The sequence below is a fragment of the Peribacillus alkalitolerans genome (assembly GCF_010882125.1).
Lineage (GTDB): Bacteria > Bacillota > Bacilli > Bacillales > DSM-1321 > Bacillus_BN > Bacillus_BN alkalitolerans.
Map to the genome: position 1 here is coordinate 235248 of NZ_JAAGVZ010000006.1, position 21438 is coordinate 256685.

The window sequence follows — 21438 nt, forward strand, 5'->3', positions numbered from 1 at the left end:
TTATCAAAAATATATTGACTTTACAAAGCTATGTTACTATAATAAGAAATGTCCTTAACAAATAGTACATACCTTTTTATAGCCAAATTTTTTCTCTTAATGTCCTGGTAGCTCAGCTGGATAGAGCACGTTCGAGTAAGCTGCGAAGCGATGCTACAGCGTACCAATTGAACCACATCTTGAATTAGCCTTCTGAGATTGGGACGACGAAAAAACAATGTGGTAAGTTGAACTTAATATTTTTTCTCTTAATGTCCTGGTAGCTCAGCTGGATAGAGCAACGGCCTTCTAAGCCGTCGGTCGGGGGTTCGAATCCCTCCCAGGACGCCATTTACTGTACATACAATCGTTTATATAAAAACCTTCTTTTACACTAAATGAATCGGTCATTAATTCTTCTGACTTAAATTCATTTGCGTAATAGAAGGTTTTTTTGTTGAAGAAAAAAGGGTGTCATATAGGTCATATCGGATATTTACATAAGCACTCTTATGATACCGACAAAATAGGTCCATGATCGACGCGTTATCGATGTATACTCATATAAATCGTACGAAAATGTGTAAAATCAGTTGGATCTGGAAGCATTACATACCTGACAAATAAAGTGTATTAGGTCATAGTAAACAAGCTTTCACCAGAGTATCTACAAATAGAAATCAAAGAAGTAACGTCCAATTCAAATAAATATCACTAAAAACTTTTTAATGAGCATATGTATTTACCATAGCTACAAAATGAGCTTTATTATGACGGAGGGGGTAATGTATGGCTTATAATTCTGGTTCAAAGGTTGAAATTTATTTTGTTGATGGTGGGGTTGAGGAATTTACATTTTTAAGTAAAACCGAGTCTTACTGTTTAGTAACAGATTCGGACGGTCATACTCTTTTAGTACCTTATGCTAATGTAAAATATATAGTTGGTAATTAATATGTAAATTGCGTCGCCTCTTTAGGCGGCGTTATTTGTTTGACTCTAAAAAACAATAATGAGAAACAACCTAAATGATACACATAGGGCTATCAAAAGTTTATGGCCTTACTAACTCTTGTATTAGAGTCCTATTTAAACCATTAGAAAGGCCTGTGAATGAATGTCTACCATTCATTCACAGGCCTTTTTTAACTCAATGTGTATCTAATCGACTTAGTGGGCTATTCTAAGGTATTAGTATAGCTGTCTTCGTTAGCGCATAATGCTACACCAAGAGCATTCAAATTACATAGATTTCTGCTCGAGTACCGCTGTATTTTGATATAGTTTTTGTCCAAGATAGGTTTGCAGAATCAAAAATAGTCCACCTATTGTCCAATATAAAGGCAGTGCTGCTGGGGCAGAAAAGGAAAATATAGTCATCATAATAGGTGAAAGCATGCCCATTACAGCCATTTGTTTTTTTTGTTCCTCCGGGAGGTTTCCTAATGAAATCCTAAATTGAAGTAGATAAACCAAACCGGCAACGAAAGGAAGAATGTGATCCGTATGTCCTAAATTGAACCATAAGAAGCTATGGCTAGCAATTTCTGGTGTCCGACGAATGGCATAATAGAATCCCATAAGAATTGGCATCTGCAATAATAAAGGAAGACATCCCCCCATTGCTGCAAGCGGGTTTATATTATTTTTTTTGTAAACAGCCATTAATTCAGCTTGGTATTTTGCTTTATCTTCTGTCGTCTTCGCCTTTTTTAATTTTTCTTGAACTACAGAAAGCTCAGGTTGTACACCTTTCATTTTCTCTTTCATCACGACTTGGCTTTTAGTTTGTCGAAGCATAATTGGCATTAGCAATAATCTGACAAGCAATGTCACAAGAATGATGGATAGGCCATAGTTCCCATTAAACCAATAGGCAATTGTTTTCAAAACAACTGAGAAAGAATATACAAAGTAGTGATTGAAAAATCCGGGAGTGCTTGCTTCAATAGTAGTGGTGGAAGTCTGCTGACAACCAGTCAACACTACTAGTAAAAGTGTTATGAAAAGTAATAAATATCCTGTTTTCTTTGTTTTTTGATCCATGATAATCCTCCTTGAAATGTTGACCTTAGGTTAATTTCAAAAAGGTTCATGGAGTGTTCGTCATCCACGCTCTCTTTATTTCTGGCTAACAAGGCAAACCATTGAAGAATGGATTGTCTTGGGAGAATAAGAATGGAAATCCCAACCGCCTTCTCATCATCCTCAGCATGAGTGCTTATTTTAAAAGGGCGATTTTTCGCATTCACATACTCTACAAGAAAATAGAATAGCCCGATAGTGGCAGTAGTTTTAATGAAAATGCTGGCTACGAATAAATACGGGCCTAATTCTTGCCATTCTAAAAATTCGATCACGGACTATCCCCCTTTAAATAATCACTTTGCTTTTACATTATATACGAAAATAAAACTGGATAAGTTTCTTTTTCTAAGTTGGAAAAAATTAAAATTAGTAAAAAATTTTAATTTCCATTAAATATTGACCCTATCATAATGAAAGCGGATACAATTATTTTGATTAATCTAAATAGTCAAATAATTCATAAAAAAGCTATTGACGCTCCAATTATTTAGGCGTAATATAATCCACTAATAAGACATTTCAAGGTTTTGAGAGTAAAAAAAAATGGGGAAATGGTTGGTCTAATGATTCCTTTTTATCCATAGACTTTAACTATTTAAAGCTGCATCAATTTATTTCGCTAATACTAAAAAGTGAATATAGGAAAGTGTAGAAGAGGAAAAGTAGTTTTGTGGAACAATCTTTACAGAGAGCCGAGGTTGCTGAGAATCGGTATGATCCCACATAATGAACTCGCCTCAGAGCGTCAGTCTGAAATTCTAGTAGGACTGAACGAGTGCTTACCGGCACTTGTTATCAAAACCAGGAACGGTCATTTCGTTCCAAGAGTGCGTGCAATAAAGTTGCACGAATAAGGGTGGTACCGTGGATAGGTCGTTTTCAAAAGCCTTTTCACCCCTTTAGTATTGCTTAGGCAATCGTATATGGGTGGAAGGGCTTTTTGTGTTGTCTTCTTGAATTTTGGCTGTTTTTCTACAATCTATGATTCATACAGAGAGTGAAAGAAATGAAACTTGGAGGTAGATTTCATGATGCAAAAAGCTGCAGTGGCTGTAAGACAGGGTGGGAAGGAAAAGCGCAAGGGAGCTGATTTTCTCATCGAGGCACTGAAGAAAGAAGAGGTTGAGGTGATATTTGGTTATCCAGGAGGAGCAGTGTTACCCATTTACGATGCATTGTATGATGCTGGCGTCACTCACATTTTAGCCCGTCATGAACAAGGTGCAATTCATGCAGCAGAAGGCTACGCCAGAATCACAGGGAAACCTGGTGTAGTCATTGCAACTTCAGGTCCCGGTGCTACCAATATTGTTACTGGTCTTGCGGATGCGATGATAGATTCACTACCTCTAATTGTTTTTACCGGCCAGGTTGCAACAAGTGTCATCGGATCAGATGCTTTCCAGGAAGCGGATGTATTAGGAATCACAACACCAATCACGAAGCATAATTATCAAGTCAGGAAGCCTGAAGATCTTCCAAGAATTATTAAAGAGGCATTTTATATAGCCACAACAGGTAGGCCTGGGCCAGTACTCATTGATATCCCAAAGGATGTTGCAATTTTGGAGGGAGAAGCGGTAATGGAGCCAGAACTCCATCTTCCTGGTTATCAGCCTACTACCCAACCCAATTATCTTCAAATCCGAAAGCTAGTGGAAGAAGTCAGTTCTTCGAAAAGACCAGTAATATTGGCTGGTGCTGGCGTCCTCCATGCTAAAGCCTCAATGCAATTAGTAGAGTATGCAGAACAACAAGGAATCCCAGTCATACATACTTTATTAGGATTAGGTGGGTTTCCAGCAAATCATCCTTTGTTCGTAGGGATGGCAGGGATGCATGGGGAATACGCGGCAAATATGGGGCTTTACGAATGTGATTTACTAATCAGTATTGGTGCAAGGTTTGATGATAGGGTAACAGGAAATCTCGCCACTTTCGCTCCAAAAGCTGTAAAAGCACACATTGATATTGATCCAGCAGAGATTGGAAAAAATGTTCCAACGAAAATTCCAGTGGTTGGAGATGCAAAAGAGGCCCTCCTTCAATTAATCGAACAAAACGGAAAAAAACCACAAAATCAAGACTGGTTAGAAACGATTAAGGAATGGAAGGGGAAATATCCATTACAATATGATAATTCCTCAGGAGAAATTCTAAAACCGCAACGAGTTATTGAACTCTTACACAAAAAAACAGATGGGGATGCGATTGTTGTAACGGATGTAGGACAGCACCAAATGTGGGCAGCCCAATATTATCCTCTTCGTACTCCTAATCAGTGGGTTACTTCAGGAGGACTTGGAACCATGGGATTCTGTGTACCTGCTGCGATAGGCGCGCAAATTGCGGAGCCAGAAAAAACGGTCATTGCTGTAGTTGGAGATGGTGGCTTTCAAATGACAGCCCAAGAACTTGGAGTCATTGCAGAGATGAACCTTCCTATCAAAATAATAATCATTAATAATCATTCACTTGGCATGGTACGTCAGTGGCAACAAATCTTTTATAAGGAACGTTACTCTCATAGTCTTCTTCCACATCAACCTTCATTCGTCAAATTGGCAGAAGCATATGGGATTGAAGCATATGAAGCTAGTTCTCAATCTGAAGCAGAAAAATTAATCGAAGTGGCACTTTCCAATCCTAAGCCAATTTTGATTGATATGAAGGTTGAAAGTATGGAGAATGTGTACCCGATGGTGGCACCTGGTAAAGGCCTCCACGAAATGGAGGGGATTTAGTATGAAGGGCATCATCAGCTTGACGGTGTTAAACAGGCCAGGAGTCTTGAATAGAATCACCAATTTATTTTCTAAACGGAATTACAATATTGAAAGTATTACGGTCGGTCATTCCGAGCAAGAAGGAATCTCTAGAATGACAGTAGTAGTGCATGTTGAAAACGAAACACTTCTTGAACAAATGACGAAGCAGCTTAATAAACAGATTGATGTCTTAAAAGTGACAGACATAAGTAATCATTCCATTGTTGCAAGAGAATTAGCCTTAATCAAAGTAGCATCGACACCACAATCCCGAGGAGAAATTTATTCGTTGATTGAGCCTTTTAGAGCCTCAGTGATAGATGTAGGTAAGGAGAGTCTCGTCATTCAAATCACTGGTGAAAGTGAAAAAATCGAAGCGTTTCTGAATTTGTTAAGACCCTATGGAATCAAAGAAGTTGCTAGGACTGGAACGACAGCATTTTCAAGAAGCACTCAAAAAAGTAATCAACCGATTAAATATTCACTTGTTTAATTCAATTATTAATTATTAATTATTAAATACTAAAATTTCAGGGGGAATTACGATGGCGAAAATGTATTACAATGCGGATGCAAATGAACAGTTCTTAAAGGGTAAGAAAGTTGCTGTTATTGGATATGGTTCACAAGGGCATGCTCATGCACTAAACATGAGGGATAGTGGTGTGGATGTGGTGATTGGTCTTAGAAAGGGGAAGTCATGGGACAAAGCAGTGGGTGATGGCTTCGCGGTCTATCCAGTGGCAGAGGCAGTTGAATTGTCCGATGTAGTGATGATCCTACTCCCAGATGAATTGCAGCCAAAGGTTTATCAAGAAGAAATCTCCGTAGGGCTGAGTGCAGGAAAAGCACTATTATTCGCTCATGGCTTTAATATTCATTTTAACCAGATTGTCCCTCCAAAGGATGTTGACGTGTTATTGGTGGCTCCGAAGGGACCAGGTCATTTAGTGAGAAGGACTTTTGAACAAGAAGCAGGTGTACCTGCATTATTTGCCATCTATCAGGATGTGACAGGAAACGCTAAGGAGCTTGCCCTCTCCTATGCTAAGGCGATTGGATCTCTTCGTGCAGGGGCTCTTGAAACCACTTTTAAAGAAGAAACCGAAACGGATCTTTTCGGTGAACAGGCAGTTCTATGCGGAGGTTTGACTTCCCTTGTTAAAGCAGGCTTTGAAACGCTGACAGAAGCGGGGTATCAACCTGAATTAGCTTACTTTGAATGTTTGCATGAGTTGAAATTAATCGTGGATCTAATGTACGAAGGCGGTCTAGAAGGAATGAGATACTCAATTTCTGATACTGCCCAATGGGGGGATTTTGTATCAGGCCCAAGAGTCATCAACGATCAAGTAAAAGTGGAAATGAAAAACATTCTAAAAGACATTCAAGAAGGAAGGTTTGCTAAAGGCTGGATTTTAGAAAACCAGGCAAATCGTCCGGAATTTACAGCCATTAATAACAGGGAAAATAACCATCCAATTGAACAGGTTGGCAGGGAATTAAGAAAAATGATGCCGTTTGTCCAGCAAAAACCTAAAAAAGAAAAAACATTAGTCTAATTAAAAATTCTTAATAAATGTAGAACGAAAGGAGCGAGATTGTTATGCGGAAAATCCACATATTCGATACAACATTACGTGATGGAGAGCAATCAGCGGGAGTAAACTTAAATGCTAATGAAAAAATGGAGATTGCCATTCAGCTCGAAAGATTAGGCATGGATATTATTGAAGCTGGCTTTCCTGCTGCTTCTCAAGGGGACTTCGCATCCGTCAAAGAGATCGCGAGGGTTGTGAAAAATTCGTCAGTGACAGGCTTATCTCGCTCCGTCCAAAAAGATATCGATGCTGCCTGGGAAGCATTAAAAAACGGTGCTCATCCGAGAGTCCACGTATTCTTGGCTACCTCTCCCATTCATCGACAGTATAAATTGAAGATGTCCAAAGAACAGGTAGTGGAAGCTGCAGTTGAATCCGTAAAGTATGCAGCCAAACGATTCCCAATTGTCCAATGGTCGGCTGAGGATGCATGTAGGACGGAATTGGACTATTTAGCCTATGTGGTAGAAGAGGTCATTAAGGCGGGAGCGCAAGTCATAAATATACCTGATACGGTCGGTTATATTACACCGCAAGAATATGGTGGGATATTTCAATACTTAATAGAGAATGTACCTTCGATTCATAGGGTTCAACTTTCTGCACATTGTCATGATGATTTAGGGATGGCAATTTCCAACTCACTTGCAGCCATTTCTGCGGGAGCCAGTCAAATTGAGGGTACTATTAATGGAATTGGCGAAAGGGCAGGAAATGCAGCTTTAGAGGAGTTAGTTGTAGCCTTGCATACAAGGGCTGACTATTATCAAGCAAACACCAGACTTAAACTTAACGAGATAAAAAGAACGAGCGACCTAGTCAGCAGATTGACCGGGATGGAGGTTCCTCCAAATAAAGCGATCGTAGGAAGAAATGCTTTTGCCCACGAATCCGGAATTCATCAAGATGGAGTTTTAAAAGAAAAAACGACATATGAAATCATTTCTCCGGAACTAGTAGGTGTTTCTACTAATAACATGGTTCTTGGGAAACATTCAGGACGTCACGCATTTAGAACAAGACTTGAAGAATTAGGCCTGTTTGTTTCAGAGGAAGATATGAATAAGATGTTTAATACATTTAAAGAGCTGGCTGATCGTAAGAAAGAAATGACAGATGATGATCTGGTAGCGCTTGTGTTAGAAGAAAAACTATCAAACGATCATCGTTTTTATGATTTGGTCGCTATACAAATTCAATATGGGACGAATCAAGTGCCTACAGCGACTGTGACGGTAACAGGAAGGAATAATGAAATCCTTATGGAAGCGGGGACAGGGGCAGGAAGCATAGAAGCTTTATATAATACGATGGAAAAGTGTATTCAAGATCCAGTAAATCTTCTAGACTATCGGATTCAATCAGTCGGAGCCGGCAGGGACGCCTTGGCGCAGGTTTATGTGAAAATGAATTATTTAGGCATGGAGACAAGCGGCAGGGGACTTGCACAAGACGTATTGGAAGCATCCGCTAAAGCTTATTTACACGCTGTTAATCGAGTCATTTATTTAATGGACGAGAAAAAAGTATTAATTTAATACCTTCTATGAAAGGAGAGAGAGATTATGAATAAGAAAATTGCAGTGTTGCCTGGTGATGGAATTGGAAAAGAAGTGACGAAAGGTGCTGTTGAAATTCTGGAATGTATCGCTGAAAGTTATGGCCATACCTTCGAGTTCCAGTATGGGGAAATCGGTGGGATTGCCTTAGATCAAACAGGTCAACCACTTCCTGAAGAAACTGTTACTCTTTGTAAAAATAGTGATGCAGTTTTGCTAGGTGCCGTCGGTGGACCTAAGTGGGAGCGGAATTTACCGAACCTAAGACCGGAAACAGGTTTGCTAAATATTCGAAAAGAATTAAATTTATTCGCAAATCTACGTCCAGTTACCTATTATTCTAGCTTATCAGAATCATCTCCCCTTCGTAAGGAAATCATTGAGGAAGTGGATTTTGTAATCGTCCGGGAGTTAACGGGAGGCCTTTATTTTGGAAAACCAAGTCAACGGACCTTCCATCATGGAATTGAAGCAGTAGTAGATACGCTTTTCTATAAGAGAGATGAGATTAAGAGAATTCTTGAATTAGCTTTCCAGTTGGCGCGTACCAGAAAACGAAAAGTGACTTCTGTTGATAAGGCGAATGTACTTGAATCCAGTAGACTATGGAGGGAAGTAGCTAACGAAGTTGCCAAAGATTATCCCGAAGTGGAATTAGAACATATGTTAGTAGACAATGCGGCTATGCAATTGATCAAGAACCCTAAGCAATTTGACGTGATTGTTACGGAGAATATGTTTGGAGATATTTTAAGCGACGAGGCTTCAGTACTGACGGGTTCTCTTGGGATGCTTCCATCAGCTTCACTGTCGGAAAATGGCTTAAATCTGTATGAACCCATTCATGGGTCAGCACCCGATATCGCAGGAATGAATTACGCCAATCCGATAGCGATGATTTTATCAGCTGCTTCCATGCTTCGTCTATCCTTTGGATTAGTAGAGGAAGCAGAAGCGGTAGAGAAAGCGGTTAAGGAAACATTAGAACTAGGTTTCCGAACAAAAGATATTGCTTCTAAAGGTACTAGAGTCCTGTCTACGGATGAGATGGTCGCGGAAATTAAAAATGTCATCCTTGATCAAGGGGCGATTACAAATATTATGCAAGCATATGCTTGAAAAATCCTTCATGGGGTTAAGTTTCACTAAGTCACACTGTAGTATAGTTTTCTACCTATTAAAAATTGGGAGACTCGACTACCTTTGGTCCTGCATATAGTGGGTACTCCCTTACAAATAAAAGAGTAGACACGTCCTAAACGGGCCGTGTCTTCTTTTACACTTAAATCATGCATAAATTGGCTTCAAAATCGAATTGGCCAGGAATAAAGTATAAGTGCACTGCGTCTCTGTTTGCCTAGAGGCAAGTTTTCTAACAAAGATTAATAGGAGGATTCAAATGGGGAAATCAATTATCGAGAAAATTTGGGAGTCTCATATTGTGAATAGGGAAGAGAACAAACCTGACCTTTTATATATAGATTTGCATTATATCCATGAGGTAACTTCCCCACAAGCTTTTGCAGGATTAAGGGCTAAGGGAAGAGGAGTAAGAAGGCCAGATAGAACCTTCGCTACGATGGATCACAATGTCCCCACTGAAAATCGCTTCGTTATTCATGATGAAACTGCTAGGAACCAGCTGAATGCTCTTGAAGAAAACTGTAAAGAATTTAACATTCCACTTGCTGATTTGAGTAGTGAAGATCAGGGGATTGTTCATGTTATCGGACCAGAATTAGGGATGACTCAACCAGGAATGACAATCGTTTGTGGAGATAGCCATACTTCCACGCACGGTGCATTTGGAGCACTTGCTTTTGGAATTGGGACTAGTGAAGTAGAACATGTTTTGGCCACTCAAACTCTATGGCAGACGAAGCCGAAGACGATGAAACTGGAGGTAACGGGACGATTGCAGGAAGGGGTCACAGCTAAGGATGTCATTTTGTATATTATCTCAAAGTTTGGAGTGAACTTTGGTACGGGCTATGTTATCGAATACACGGGGGATGTTATCCGCAATATGTCGATGGAAGAACGGATGACTGTATGTAACATGTCCATTGAGGGTGGAGCTCGAGCAGGTTTGATTAGCCCTGATGAAACAACCTTTTCTTATTTAAGAGGTAGGAAATATAGTGAAAAAGGAACTTCGTTTGAAGACCAGGTCATATTATGGAAAAGCTTAGCCAGCGATGAAGATTCGATTTTTGATACTGAAATTGTCATACGTGGTGAAGACATAGCTCCAATGGTTAGTTGGGGTACAAATCCGGCTATGTGCAGTCCAATTGATGGGTCCATTCCAAGTTCAGAAGATTTTGAGGATGAGGTTGAACGAAAATCTTTGCAACGTGCACTTCAATATATGGATTTAAAAGAAGGTTCAAATATGGGTGATATTCCAATTCAGCATGTATTTATTGGATCTTGTACCAATTCAAGAATTGAGGATTTGCGCCAAGCAGCAGAAATTGTAAAAGGTAACAAGGTAAAACCAGGTGTAAGGGCGCTTGTGGTTCCAGGCTCTCAAAAGGTTAAACAGAAGGCCGAAGAGGAAGGGCTTGATTCTATTTTCATTGATGCTGGATTTCAATGGCGGGAATCTGGATGCAGTATGTGCCTGAGTATGAATCCAGATGTTGTTCCCGCTGGGGAGCACTGTGCCTCAACCTCTAATCGGAATTTTGAGGGGAGGCAAGGACAGGGCGCTAGAACGCATTTAGTTAGTCCAGCAATGGCGGCAGCAGCAGCTATCAACGGTTCATTTATTGATGTGCGTACATTTCGTCTTCAGCAAATTGCTGAAAAGTCCATATAAAGGGGAGTTGAAAAGTAATGAATGGATTAAAGACGGTTCAAAGTAGGGTTGCAGTGCTGAACAGGGCTAATGTTGACACTGATCAAATTATTCCGAAACAATTTTTGAAAAAGATTGATAGGATCGGATTTGGTGACTACCTCTTTTATCACTGGAGATATGATGATAGTGGCCATGAACGGGAAGATTTTGAACTTAATCAAATTGATGCAAAGGGGTGTTCCATCCTTATAGCAGGCGAGAACTTTGGATGTGGATCATCAAGGGAACATGCGCCATGGGCACTTTTGGATTATGGGTTCCGAGTTGTGATTGCCACTTCATTTGCAGATATTTTTTATCAAAATTGTCTTAAGAATGGGATGCTTCCCATCAAGCTTCCTAAAGAATCGATACAATATCTCATTGATAATGTAAGTAGTTTTCAAAGAGAGTTGAGGGTTGATTTACCGAATCAAGTAGTGAAGGACTCTTCAGGGTTCGAAGCTCGCTTTGATATCCATCCGTATTGGAAAGAAATGCTTGTAAACGGTTGGGATGAAATTTCTCTCACTTTACAGTTGGAAGATAAAATAAATGAATATGAATTCATGTATAGGTAGACCGAATCCGTTTTACTGATGTATGTTATTCCCTCCAAATAAATGTTAATTGATTTATCATTCCCTTCTATATACTTGTATAATTTTGTTTCCTTACACTTGCCATGCTAAACTATGGGAAAGCAAACGTATTGTATAAGGCGGGTTTTATGTATGAACTACAAAAACAAACAAAAGCAAGATAATGTCATCCCGCTACCTGGGTTATCCCAGAGGCTGATTAAGCTTGGACTTGACGCTCTTGCAAATAAAAATTTCAAAGAAGCATATTCGTATCTTACACAAGCTATTGAATTAGAGCCTGATCACGCAGATTTACATATCGGCCTTGTTGTGTCTATGGTCGAGCTTGGATTATATAAGGAAGCAAAGCAGCTATGTAAGGAAATCATGCATAAAGGAATCGGTGACTATTTCCAAGTGGTAAGCATTTACTTAATGGTTCTCCTACATTTAAATGAACACGAAGAAATGGTTTCCACTATTGAAGCGTTGCTGGATGAAAATGAGGTTCCACCTGAAAAGGAGGATTCCTTTGAGAGGATGCTTGAATTCAGTAAAAGAGTCATTTTAGAGCGTGAGACAAAAACAGAGCCCGAAGCACAACACGATGTTTCGGGGTTTCAGCTAGAAGGTAAAACAGATAGTGAACAATTTTTCCTTCTATCTAAGTTGTCAGATAAAAACATTCGACCATATGTCTCTCAATTGAAGGGTTTTTTAGTGGATGAGAAAGCCCATCCATTCCTAAAGACCATGGCTTTAACGATGATGGTTGAGCAACAATATGAAAAAGAAATTTCAATCGTTAAATTTGGTCGATGCATGGATGTGTTGCCTACCAAGCTACCTACTGTTCCAGAAGACTCCCAATTTTTAAAGTTGCTTCGAATTCTGGACAATGCATTAGGGCAGGAAAATCCAACTCAATATGAACTCGCTAAAAGTATACTCGAACGGCACCATTTCATCAGTTATCCTTTTGGATTTCCTTTTAACCATGAAGAGCTAGCTGCTGCCTATCACTATTTATCCGACGATTACCAAGGCTCTGAAACAGAGTTGGAAGAAATGGCTAACTTATATGGGTGCAGTCCAGAAAAAATTGAAGAAGCGTTGAGACATCTTCGGGCTCTAGAGGAAATATCTTCTCCCATAATTTAAGCTATTGCTGTTGAAACAAAGACAACCTATGTTATAATGTAGTGGTTGTAATGTAGAATATACAAAAAACGACTTTCTCAAATTCGTTTGGGAATATTGTAAGGATGACTTGTGAGAAGTAATCAAGGCATATTCATCCAATGAAAGCAAAATAATGAAGTATATAGATTTTTGGAGGGAAACGCATGTCTGTTAAATGGGAAAAAAAAGAAGAGAACCGCGGAGTTCTTACAATTGAAGTTTCAGCTGAAAAAGTAAATGAAGGTTTAGACGCTGCATTTAAAAAAGTAGTGAAGCAAGTAAACGTTCCTGGATTCCGTAAAGGAAAAATGCCACGCCAAATGTTCGAAAAACGCTTTGGTGTAGAAGCATTATACCAAGATGCACTTGATTTCATCCTACCAGAAGCATATGCAAGTGCAGTAGAAGAAGCAGGAATCGATCCTGTTGATCGTCCTGAAATCGACGTTGAACAAATGGAAAAAGGCAAAAACCTTATTTTCACTGCAACTGTAACTGTAAGACCTGAGGTTAAATTAGGTGAATATAAAGGTATCGAAGTTGAAAAGCTTGATGCTACAGTAACTGAAGAAGATGTTGACGCTGAAATCAAAGCTATGCAAGAGCGTCAAGCTGAGCTAGTGATGAAAGAAGAAGGAAAAGCAGAAAACGGTGATACTGTAGTAATCGACTTTGAAGGCTTTGTTGATGGCGAAGCATTCGAAGGCGGAAAAGCAGAGAACTATACTCTTGAACTAGGATCTAATTCATTCATTCCAGGTTTCGAAGATCAATTAGTTGGTGTAGAAGCTGGCCAAGAAAAAGATATCGAAGTAAACTTCCCAGAAGAGTACCATGCAGCTGAGCTTGCTGGTAAGCCTGCAACTTTCAAAATCAAACTTCATGAAATCAAAACTAAGCAACTTCCTGAATTAGATGATGAGTTCGCTAAAGACGTTGATGAAGAAGTAGAAACTCTAGTAGAATTAAAAGAAAAAACTAAGAAGAACCTTGAAGAAAGCAAGAAGCATGATGCTGAGCACCAATTACGTGACGCTGTGGTAGAAAAAGCTGCTGAAAATGCAGAAGTGACTATCCCAGAAGTTATGATTGAAAACGAAATTGGCCGCATGATGAGCGAATTCGAGCAACGTCTTCAAATGCAAGGTATGAACCTTGACCTTTACTACCAATTCTCTGGTCAAGACGAAGTTGCACTTAAAGGCCAAATGAAGGAAGAAGCTGAAATCCGTGTACGCATCAACTTAGTTCTTGAAGCGATCGCTGATGCTGAAAAGCTAGAAGCAACTGATGCGGATGTAGACAGCGAAATTCAAAAAATGTCTGAGCAATACAACATGGATGTTAACACAATCAAGCAAGCTCTAGGCAACCTTGAAGGTGTAAAAGCAGATTTACGTGTTCGTAAAGCTGTAGACTTCCTAGTAGAAAACAGCAAGTAATTTAATAAATTATATAAATAAACAAGGCGCGATTATTTCGTGCCTTGTTTTATACCATATTCTCATAGGGATTATTTATTACATAAAGGTGTAAAATAAGGTTTAGCTCGCATATACATAATCTATCTATTCTTAATGAAATTCCTGGGTTTGGGATTGCCTTTATAGGGCAAAATACATAGTACTGCGAAAATGAAGTTCTTGGATAGAACCTATTTTCTCTCTAAGCTTTATCGTTTTTCTTTTACATAAGAACGTGGTAAAATGCAACTTAATCAATCTGCAAATGCTTGATGGGAAGGTTTGGGTAGCGGTTGATTGCCGTCCAGACTTCTTTGTTATACAGGGAAAAGTTCTAAAGGGGTGAGAGATCATGTTTAAATTTAATGATGAAAAGGGACAACTTAAATGTTCTTTTTGTGGTAAAACCCAAGAGCAGGTGCGTAAACTGGTAGCTGGTCCTGGAGTATATATTTGTGATGAATGTATCGAGCTTTGCACAGAAATTGTGGAAGAAGAGCTAGGAACTGAAGAAGAAGTGGAATTTAAAGATGTTCCTAAACCGAAGGAAATCCGTGAAATCTTAGATGAGTACGTAATTGGACAGGAACAGGCAAAGAAATCATTGGCTGTAGCTGTTTATAATCACTATAAACGGATTAATTCCAACAGTAAAATTGATGATGTCGAACTTTCAAAAAGTAATATCTCTTTGATTGGACCAACTGGTAGTGGTAAAACATTATTGGCTCAAACATTGGCTAGACTATTGAATGTTCCATTTGCTATCGCAGATGCAACTTCTCTTACTGAAGCAGGTTATGTTGGGGAAGATGTTGAAAACATTCTATTGAAATTGATCCAAGCTGCTGATTACGATGTGGAAAAAGCTGAAAAAGGCATCATCTACATCGATGAAATCGATAAAGTTGCTAGAAAATCCGAAAATCCTTCCATCACTCGTGATGTATCCGGAGAAGGGGTACAACAAGCTTTACTTAAAATCTTGGAAGGTACAGTTGCTAGCGTTCCTCCTCAAGGTGGAAGAAAGCATCCACACCAAGAATTTATTCAGATTGATACGACTAACATCTTATTTATTTGCGGCGGTGCATTTGACGGTATAGAACCTATCATTAAACGTCGTTTAGGCCAAAAAGTAATTGGTTTTGGTTCTGATAATAAGAAGGAAGATGTAAAAGAAAAAGAGTTATTATCTAAAGTCCTTCCTGAAGACTTGTTGAAGTTCGGGTTAATTCCAGAATTCATCGGTCGTCTTCCAGTGATTGCTACATTGGAACAATTGGATGAAGATGCATTAATTGAAATCTTGACTAAGCCTAAAAATGCCTTAGTGAAACAATATCAAAAAATGCTTGAGCTTGATGATGTTGAGCTGGAATTTGAAGAAGCTGCCCTACATGAGATTGCTAAGAAAGCAATTGAAAGAAAAACAGGTGCACGTGGACTTCGTTCTATCATTGAAGGAATCATGCTTGAAGTAATGTTTGAGTTACCTTCTCGCGATGATATTGAAAAATGTATCATTACGGCTGAAACTGTAACTGAAAACAAACCACCAAAGCTTATGTTAACTGATGGATCGGTTATCGTAGGCGAAGAAAAAACAAGCGCGTAATAAACAAATATGAGAAGGCTCATTTCAATTTGAGTCTTCTTTTTTTGTCTTTTTTTGCATAGATAATTGTGTTGTAAAGTTAGTCCGTTGATTTGCGCTCCAGGCACTTGCTTTCCGCGGGGAGGGTGGGAGCCTCCTCGGCGTTACCGCCTGTGGGGTCTCCCACTTCCCTCTATTTCCCGCTGGAGTCAAGTGCCCTCCTCTACAAATAACTCTGATCTTTAAAGTTAAATTACACTAAGTAAGCAATAAACTTTTCGAAAACAGCCTTTTTACATTAAGGACATTTTTAAATCAAAAAGTTACATTATAACTCATTGTTGAGTTCTCAAGTGTTGATTGGAACTGAATCAACAAGCAAGTTAACCAACTTCTTTGCCTAACATTCATTGGTACCTCTTTTGTGAAAATACGGTTAATTCTCTTATTCGAAGGAGATACTAGCATAACAGAACAGAGTTGATTTTCAGGAGGTACTTCGATGAGCTGGACAGGAATTGCTGTGTTTATCCAGTTGTTTTTTGGTGTAGTAATTGGTTTGTATTTCTTAAATCTATTAAAAGGGCAGCGTTCCCAAAGAGTGACAATCGATCGTGAATCCCGAAAAGAAATGGACCAACTAAGAAAAATGCGCTCTATTTCATTGACTGTGCCACTAGCGGAAAGGGTCAGGCCTGCTAGCTTTGATGATATTGTAGGGCAATCGGATGGAATTAAAGCTTTGAAGGCAGCATTATGTGGTCCAAATCCTCAACACGTAATCATTTACGGTCCACCAGGGGTAGGTAAGACGGCTGCTGCAAGACTCGTATTAGAAGAAGCGAAAAAGTATGAAAGAACCCCTTTTAAACGGAATTCTGTATTCGTTGAATTAGACGCTACAACTGCTCGTTTTGATGAAAGAGGAATCGCAGACCCATTAATCGGCTCAGTCCATGATCCAATTTACCAAGGAGCTGGAGCAATGGGGCAGGCTGGAATACCCCAACCAAAACAAGGAGCTGTTTCAAATGCCCATGGTGGTGTCTTGTTTATTGATGAAATAGGCGAGCTGCATCCTATACAGATGAATAAGCTGTTAAAAGTTTTGGAAGATCGTAAAGTCCATTTCGAGAGTGCCTATTATCAAGAAGAAAACAATGGAATTCCAGCACACATCCATGACATTTTTAAAAATGGTTTGCCGGCAGATTTTCGATTAATCGGGGCCACTACAAGGACTCCAAGCGAAATTCCTGCAGCTATCCGATCAAGATGTATGGAAGTGTTTTTTAGGGAATTGGAACAGGAAGAAGTCATTGCAGTCGCGCAAAATGCGTCAAAAAAAATCAATATCAACATCAGTGAAAATGGAATGTCAATTTTGTCTACATACGCAAGAAATGGTCGTGAAGCGGTCAACTTAGTCCAAACTGCAGCTGGCCTTGCCATTACTGAAAAACGTGATTTCGTGAAAGATGAAGAAATTGAATGGATTGTCCAAACTAGCCAATTGAGTCCACGGATGGAACGTAAGATTGGGGAACGTTCAAAAATTGGCTTAGTGAACGGACTTGCAGTTCATGGTCCGAATAGCGGAGCGTTGTTGGAAATCGAGGTAACCGTTATCGCCGCAAAGGATAAAGGTTCTATCAATATTACTGGAATTGTAGAAGAAGAAAGTATTGGTGGAAATGGCAAACAAATAAGACGGAAAAGTATGGCAAAAGGTTCAATTGAAAATGTAGTAACCGTCCTAAGGTCTATGGGTGTGCCAGCAGATCAATTTGATATCCATGTGAATTTCCCAGGAGGAGTTCCAATTGATGGTCCTTCAGCTGGAATTGCAATGGCTACTGGCATTTACTCTGCGATTTATAGAATACCTGTCGATCATAAGATTGCCATGACTGGAGAAATGAGCATCCATGGATCGGTAAAACCGGTAGGAGGAGTGTATCCGAAGGTAAAAGCAGCGAAGTTAGCAGGAGCTGACACGGTTATCATTCCACAAGAAAATATGCAGTCAATACTAAAAGAAATAGATGGAGTGAAGATAGTTCCAGTCCTTCATTTAAGAGAAGTATTGGACGTAGCTTTGAAAAAGGAAGAACGTCCGGAAGATGTTTTACCAAACATAACTTTTCCACCTCGTGAAAAAAGTGTTTGAACCTTTGCTTCGGTGCATTTGACACCGAAGCATTTTTTATGAAGGCTCTTAGTTTTCTAATGCATGAAATACCAACAAATAACATGAAAATAAGCTGGGCAAATAATTTTTAGATGGTCAGTTTTGGAGATACTAATCCCATACACCACATAAATTCAAACTGATAGACACACATTGGCAAATAAGATAGAATTGTTAAAAGGTTGAGCAATGCTAAATAAATGTCGCTTTGTCTTGATTTTGATAATTCCTAATCTTTATGCAGTTGATGAATTTCAGGGAAAACCTTGGAATTTTTTTTAACATAATGGTTTTTTTATTGGTTATGAATATTTCGCTTTTATTTTTGGCGTTTAGAAAAAATAAAGCTTGTACTTTTGGAGGTATTAGGCAATGGCTGAACAAAAACAACTCATCGTCCCCCTCCTTCCGCTAAGAGGATTACTCGTATACCCTACAATGGTCCTGCATTTAGATGTAGGTAGGGACAAGTCTATTCAAGCTTTGGAAAAAGCAATGGTGGAGGAACATCTTATATTCTTGACCACTCAAATGGATGTTTCTTTAAACGATCCAAGTGAAGAAGATGTTTTCACCATGGGAACTTTGACAAAAGTTAAGCAAATGTTAAAGCTTCCTAATGGGACTATCCGTGTCTTAGTTGAAGGGCTCTCAAGGGCTGAAGCGATTTCTATTCAAGATAATGATACATATATGACAGCTGAATTATTAACCTATGATGATTCTGAAGAGAAGGATGTCGAGCATCAAGCTCTTATGAGGACTCTTCTTGAATATTTTGAACAATATATTAAAATGTCAAAGAAAATTTCTGCAGAGACTTTTGCATCAACTGCAGATATTGAAGAACCAGGTCGATTGGCAGATATCATTGCTTCGCATTTACCGTTGAAGTTGAAGGAGAAGCAAGAAATTCTTGAAACAATCGACATTAAAAAGCGTCTCGGCAAGGTTATAGACATCATCAATAATGAACGTGAAGTGCTTAATTTAGAAAAGAAAATTGGGCAACGCGTAAAACGTTCAATGGAAAGAACACAAAAGGAATATTATCTTCGTGAGCAAATGAAGGCTATTCAAAAAGAGCTTGGAGATAAAGAAGGCAAAACTGGTGAAATCGCTATTTTGACAGAAAAAATCGAAAAAGCAAATATGCCAGGGCATATAAAAGAAACTGCAATGAAGGAATTGGATCGCTATGAAAAGGTTCCTTCCAGTTCAGCAGAAAGTGCCGTGATACGTAACTATCTTGAATGGCTGGTTGCTCTACCATGGTCCAATGCTACTGAAGATAATATTGATATCGGTCGTGCTGAAAAAGTATTGAATAAGGATCACTACGGCTTAGAAAAAGTCAAGGAACGAGTATTAGAATATTTGGCCGTTCAAAAGTTGACCAATTCTTTAAAGGGGCCAATCCTTTGCTTAGCAGGCCCTCCTGGTGTAGGTAAGACTAGTTTGGCAAGGTCTATTGCTACTTCCTTGAATCGGAATTTTGTCCGTATTTCGTTAGGTGGCGTACGTGATGAATCTGAGATTCGTGGCCATCGTCGAACTTATGTAGGTGCTATGCCAGGTAGAATTATTCAAGGGATGAAAAAGGCAGGAACGATTAATCCAGTGTTCCTTTTGGATGAAATCGATAAAATGTCATCTGATTTCAGAGGTGATCCTTCTTCTGCAATGCTTGAAGTTTTAGATCCAGAGCAAAACCATAACTTTAGTGACCATTATATAGAAGAAACGTATGATTTATCTAAAGTTATGTTTATTGCCACGGCCAATAATCTTGCTACTATCCCAGGTCCTTTACGTGATCGGATGGAAATTATTAATATCGCAGGCTATACAGAGCTTGAAAAGCTGCATATTGCCAAGGATCATCTATTACCGAAGCAAATTTCTGAACACGGGTTGAAGAAATCACAGCTTCAGGTAAAAGATGAAGCGATTCAAAAGATCATTCGTTATTATACACGTGAAGCGGGAGTTCGTAGCTTAGAGAGACAGCTTGCGAATGTATGTAGAAAAACGGCGAAAGTCATTGTTTCCGGTGAAAAGAAAAAGGTCATTGTTTCAGATAAAACAGTGGAATCCTTCTTAGGAAAGCCTAAATACCGTTATGGTCAGGCCGAAATGGAAGATCAAGTAGGTGTGGCTACAGGCTTAGCCTATACAACAGTAGGTGGAGACACTCTTCAAATAGAAGTTTCACTTTCACAAGGTAAAGGCAAGCTGGTCTTAACAGGTAAATTGGGTGACGTAATGAAGGAATCAGCCCAAGCGGCCTTCAGTTATATTCGATCCAAGGCTGAAGAGCTGGGAATCGATAAGAATTTCCACGAAAAGTATGATATCCATATCCACGTCCCTGAAGGAGCTGTACCTAAAGATGGTCCTTCTGCTGGCATTACCATTGCCACTGCACTTGTTTCCGCATTAAGCGGGAAGCCTGTCCGTAGAGAAGTGGGAATGACAGGTGAGGTAACGTTACGTGGTCGCGTATTGCCTATAGGTGGAGTAAAGGAAAAAACATTAAGCGCACATCGCGCAGGATTAACGAAAATCATCTTGCCAAAAGATAATGAAAAGGACATAGATGATATCCCAGAAAGCGTAAGAAATGAATTAGAATTTGTCTTAGTATCCCATGTTGATGAGGTATTGAAGCAGGCATTAGTAGGTGAAAGCAGATGAAAGTAACACAAGCGGACATAGTAATTAGCGCAGTAAAACCAGAGCAATACCCTGAAGGTAACTTACCAGAATTCGCTCTGGCTGGTAGATCGAATGTTGGAAAGTCTTCCTTCATAAATAAGATGATCAATCGTAAGAATCTAGCAAGAACGTCTTCAAAGCCAGGTAAAACGCAGACTCTGAATTTCTATATTATTAACGAGGAGCTACATTTCGTCGATGTACCTGGATATGGGTTTGCAAAAGTAAGTAAATCAGAACGTGAAGCATGGGGAAGGATGATTGAGACTTACTTCACTTCACGTGAACAGTTAAAAGCTGCCTTATTGATTGTCGACCTTCGTCATCCTCCTTCCAAGGACGATGTGATGATGTATGGATTTTTAAAGCATCATGGAATCCCTGTAATAATCGTTGCCACTAAAGCGGATAAAATTCCCAAAGGTAAATGGCAAAAGCATCTCAAGGTTGTAAAAGAAACCTTGGATATTGAACAAGGCGACGAAGTGATTATGTTTTCTTCAGAATTGGGTCTTGGAAAAGATGAAGCTTGGTCAGCGCTATTTAGACATATGAAATAAGAAAAGAATATGAAAAAAGAAACAGTCGAAATGCTATAGTACCCCTAAAGTAGACTCTAAAAAGAAACTGACTTTTATCCCTCGTGGTAAAATCAATTTAAGTCTATTTGGGGGTTTTTTTATGTCTAAATTAATTAATAAATTTCATAAATATGATTTTGAGTTAAAGAAAAAGGCTGTTGATCTATATCATGAAGGATTTAACCGTAGCCAAATCGCGGAGAAGCTTGAGATTCCAACTAAAAAATTAATCAATGAGTGGGTTCTTAAATATGAAAGACTCGGAGAGGAAGGATTAAAAGA

General features: G+C 39.1%; 17 protein-coding genes, 1 tRNA gene and 1 other annotated feature. Of the genes, 16 read left to right on the forward strand and 2 right to left on the reverse strand.

Annotated elements, in window-relative coordinates:
* The first annotated feature begins 253 nt into the window (after nucleotides 1-253).
* Both G3O09_RS09925 and G3O09_RS09930 read left to right on the forward strand, forming a co-directional pair.
* A tRNA-Arg gene (locus G3O09_RS09925) sits at nucleotides 254-330 on the forward strand.
* Between the two features lie 438 nt (nucleotides 331-768).
* Entirely contained in the window at nucleotides 769-933 is a 165-nt protein-coding gene (locus G3O09_RS09930) for a hypothetical protein (RefSeq protein ID WP_163101318.1), read from the forward strand.
* A 288-nt stretch (nucleotides 934-1221) separates the two neighbouring features.
* Here the strand turns inward: G3O09_RS09930 and yidC are convergent, their stop codons facing one another.
* Together yidC and G3O09_RS09940 are read right to left on the reverse strand one after the other, a co-directional pair.
* On the reverse strand, nucleotides 1222-2025 hold the full coding sequence (gene yidC / locus G3O09_RS09935; RefSeq protein ID WP_163101319.1) for a membrane protein insertase YidC: 804 nt from the start codon (nucleotides 2023-2025) through the stop codon (nucleotides 1222-1224).
* A complete protein-coding gene (locus G3O09_RS09940) occupies nucleotides 1980-2339 on the reverse strand; it encodes a hypothetical protein (protein WP_163101320.1) in 360 nt (119 codons plus the stop codon). Before G3O09_RS09940 ends, yidC begins: the two co-directional genes overlap by 46 nt.
* A 368-nt stretch (nucleotides 2340-2707) precedes the next feature.
* Nucleotides 2708-2969, forward strand: a binding site (T-box leader).
* Nucleotides 2970-3095: 126 nt separating this feature from the next.
* Between G3O09_RS09940 and ilvB the strand changes: the two genes are divergently transcribed.
* The 14 genes from ilvB to G3O09_RS10010 form a co-directional block, all read left to right on the forward strand.
* A complete protein-coding gene (ilvB, locus tag G3O09_RS09945) occupies nucleotides 3096-4811 on the forward strand; it encodes an acetolactate synthase large subunit (RefSeq protein ID WP_163101321.1) in 1716 nt (571 codons plus the stop codon).
* Between the two features lies 1 nt (nucleotide 4812).
* The gene (gene ilvN / locus G3O09_RS09950) at nucleotides 4813-5328 is read left to right on the forward strand and encodes an acetolactate synthase small subunit (RefSeq protein WP_163101322.1); all 516 of its coding nucleotides are present in this window, start codon (nucleotides 4813-4815) and stop codon (nucleotides 5326-5328) included.
* 52 nt (nucleotides 5329-5380) lie between these two features.
* Nucleotides 5381-6397: a ketol-acid reductoisomerase gene (gene ilvC / locus G3O09_RS09955; RefSeq protein ID WP_163101323.1), complete on the forward strand. Its 1017-nt coding sequence runs from the start codon at nucleotides 5381-5383 to the stop codon at nucleotides 6395-6397.
* Between the two features lie 44 nt (nucleotides 6398-6441).
* Nucleotides 6442-7974 carry a 2-isopropylmalate synthase gene (locus G3O09_RS09960; protein WP_163101324.1) on the forward strand — a complete coding sequence of 511 codons (1533 nt, stop codon included), beginning with the start codon at nucleotides 6442-6444 and terminating at the stop codon, nucleotides 7972-7974.
* 27 nt (nucleotides 7975-8001) lie between these two features.
* Nucleotides 8002-9114 (forward strand): 3-isopropylmalate dehydrogenase, encoded by a 1113-nt coding sequence (gene leuB, locus G3O09_RS09965; RefSeq protein WP_163101325.1) that lies wholly within the window; start codon nucleotides 8002-8004, stop codon nucleotides 9112-9114.
* A 280-nt stretch (nucleotides 9115-9394) separates the two neighbouring features.
* Nucleotides 9395-10819 (forward strand): 3-isopropylmalate dehydratase large subunit, encoded by a 1425-nt coding sequence (gene leuC / locus G3O09_RS09970; protein ID WP_163101326.1) that lies wholly within the window; start codon nucleotides 9395-9397, stop codon nucleotides 10817-10819.
* 17 nt (nucleotides 10820-10836) lie between these two features.
* On the forward strand, nucleotides 10837-11421 hold the full coding sequence (gene leuD, locus G3O09_RS09975; RefSeq protein WP_163101327.1) for a 3-isopropylmalate dehydratase small subunit: 585 nt from the start codon (nucleotides 10837-10839) through the stop codon (nucleotides 11419-11421).
* A 153-nt stretch (nucleotides 11422-11574) separates the two neighbouring features.
* Entirely contained in the window at nucleotides 11575-12585 is a 1011-nt protein-coding gene (locus tag G3O09_RS09980) for a tetratricopeptide repeat protein (protein WP_163101328.1), read from the forward strand.
* 185 nt (nucleotides 12586-12770) lie between these two features.
* Nucleotides 12771-14048: a trigger factor gene (gene tig / locus G3O09_RS09985; protein ID WP_163101329.1), complete on the forward strand. Its 1278-nt coding sequence runs from the start codon at nucleotides 12771-12773 to the stop codon at nucleotides 14046-14048.
* A 373-nt stretch (nucleotides 14049-14421) separates the two neighbouring features.
* Nucleotides 14422-15687, forward strand: a complete 1266-nt coding sequence (gene clpX, locus G3O09_RS09990; protein ID WP_163101330.1) for an ATP-dependent protease ATP-binding subunit ClpX — start codon at nucleotides 14422-14424, stop codon at nucleotides 15685-15687.
* A gap of 481 nt (nucleotides 15688-16168) precedes the next feature.
* The gene (lonB, locus tag G3O09_RS09995) at nucleotides 16169-17836 is read left to right on the forward strand and encodes an ATP-dependent protease LonB (RefSeq protein WP_163101331.1); all 1668 of its coding nucleotides are present in this window, start codon (nucleotides 16169-16171) and stop codon (nucleotides 17834-17836) included.
* A 393-nt stretch (nucleotides 17837-18229) separates the two neighbouring features.
* Nucleotides 18230-20554 carry an endopeptidase La gene (lon, locus tag G3O09_RS10000; RefSeq protein ID WP_163101332.1) on the forward strand — a complete coding sequence of 775 codons (2325 nt, stop codon included), beginning with the start codon at nucleotides 18230-18232 and terminating at the stop codon, nucleotides 20552-20554.
* Entirely contained in the window at nucleotides 20551-21135 is a 585-nt protein-coding gene (yihA, locus tag G3O09_RS10005) for a ribosome biogenesis GTP-binding protein YihA/YsxC (protein ID WP_163101333.1), read from the forward strand. Before lon ends, yihA begins: the two co-directional genes overlap by 4 nt.
* Before the next feature lie 121 nt (nucleotides 21136-21256).
* Nucleotides 21257-21438, forward strand: a 182-nt coding sequence (locus G3O09_RS10010) for a helix-turn-helix domain-containing protein (RefSeq protein WP_163101334.1), incomplete at its 3' end; no start/stop codon positions are given.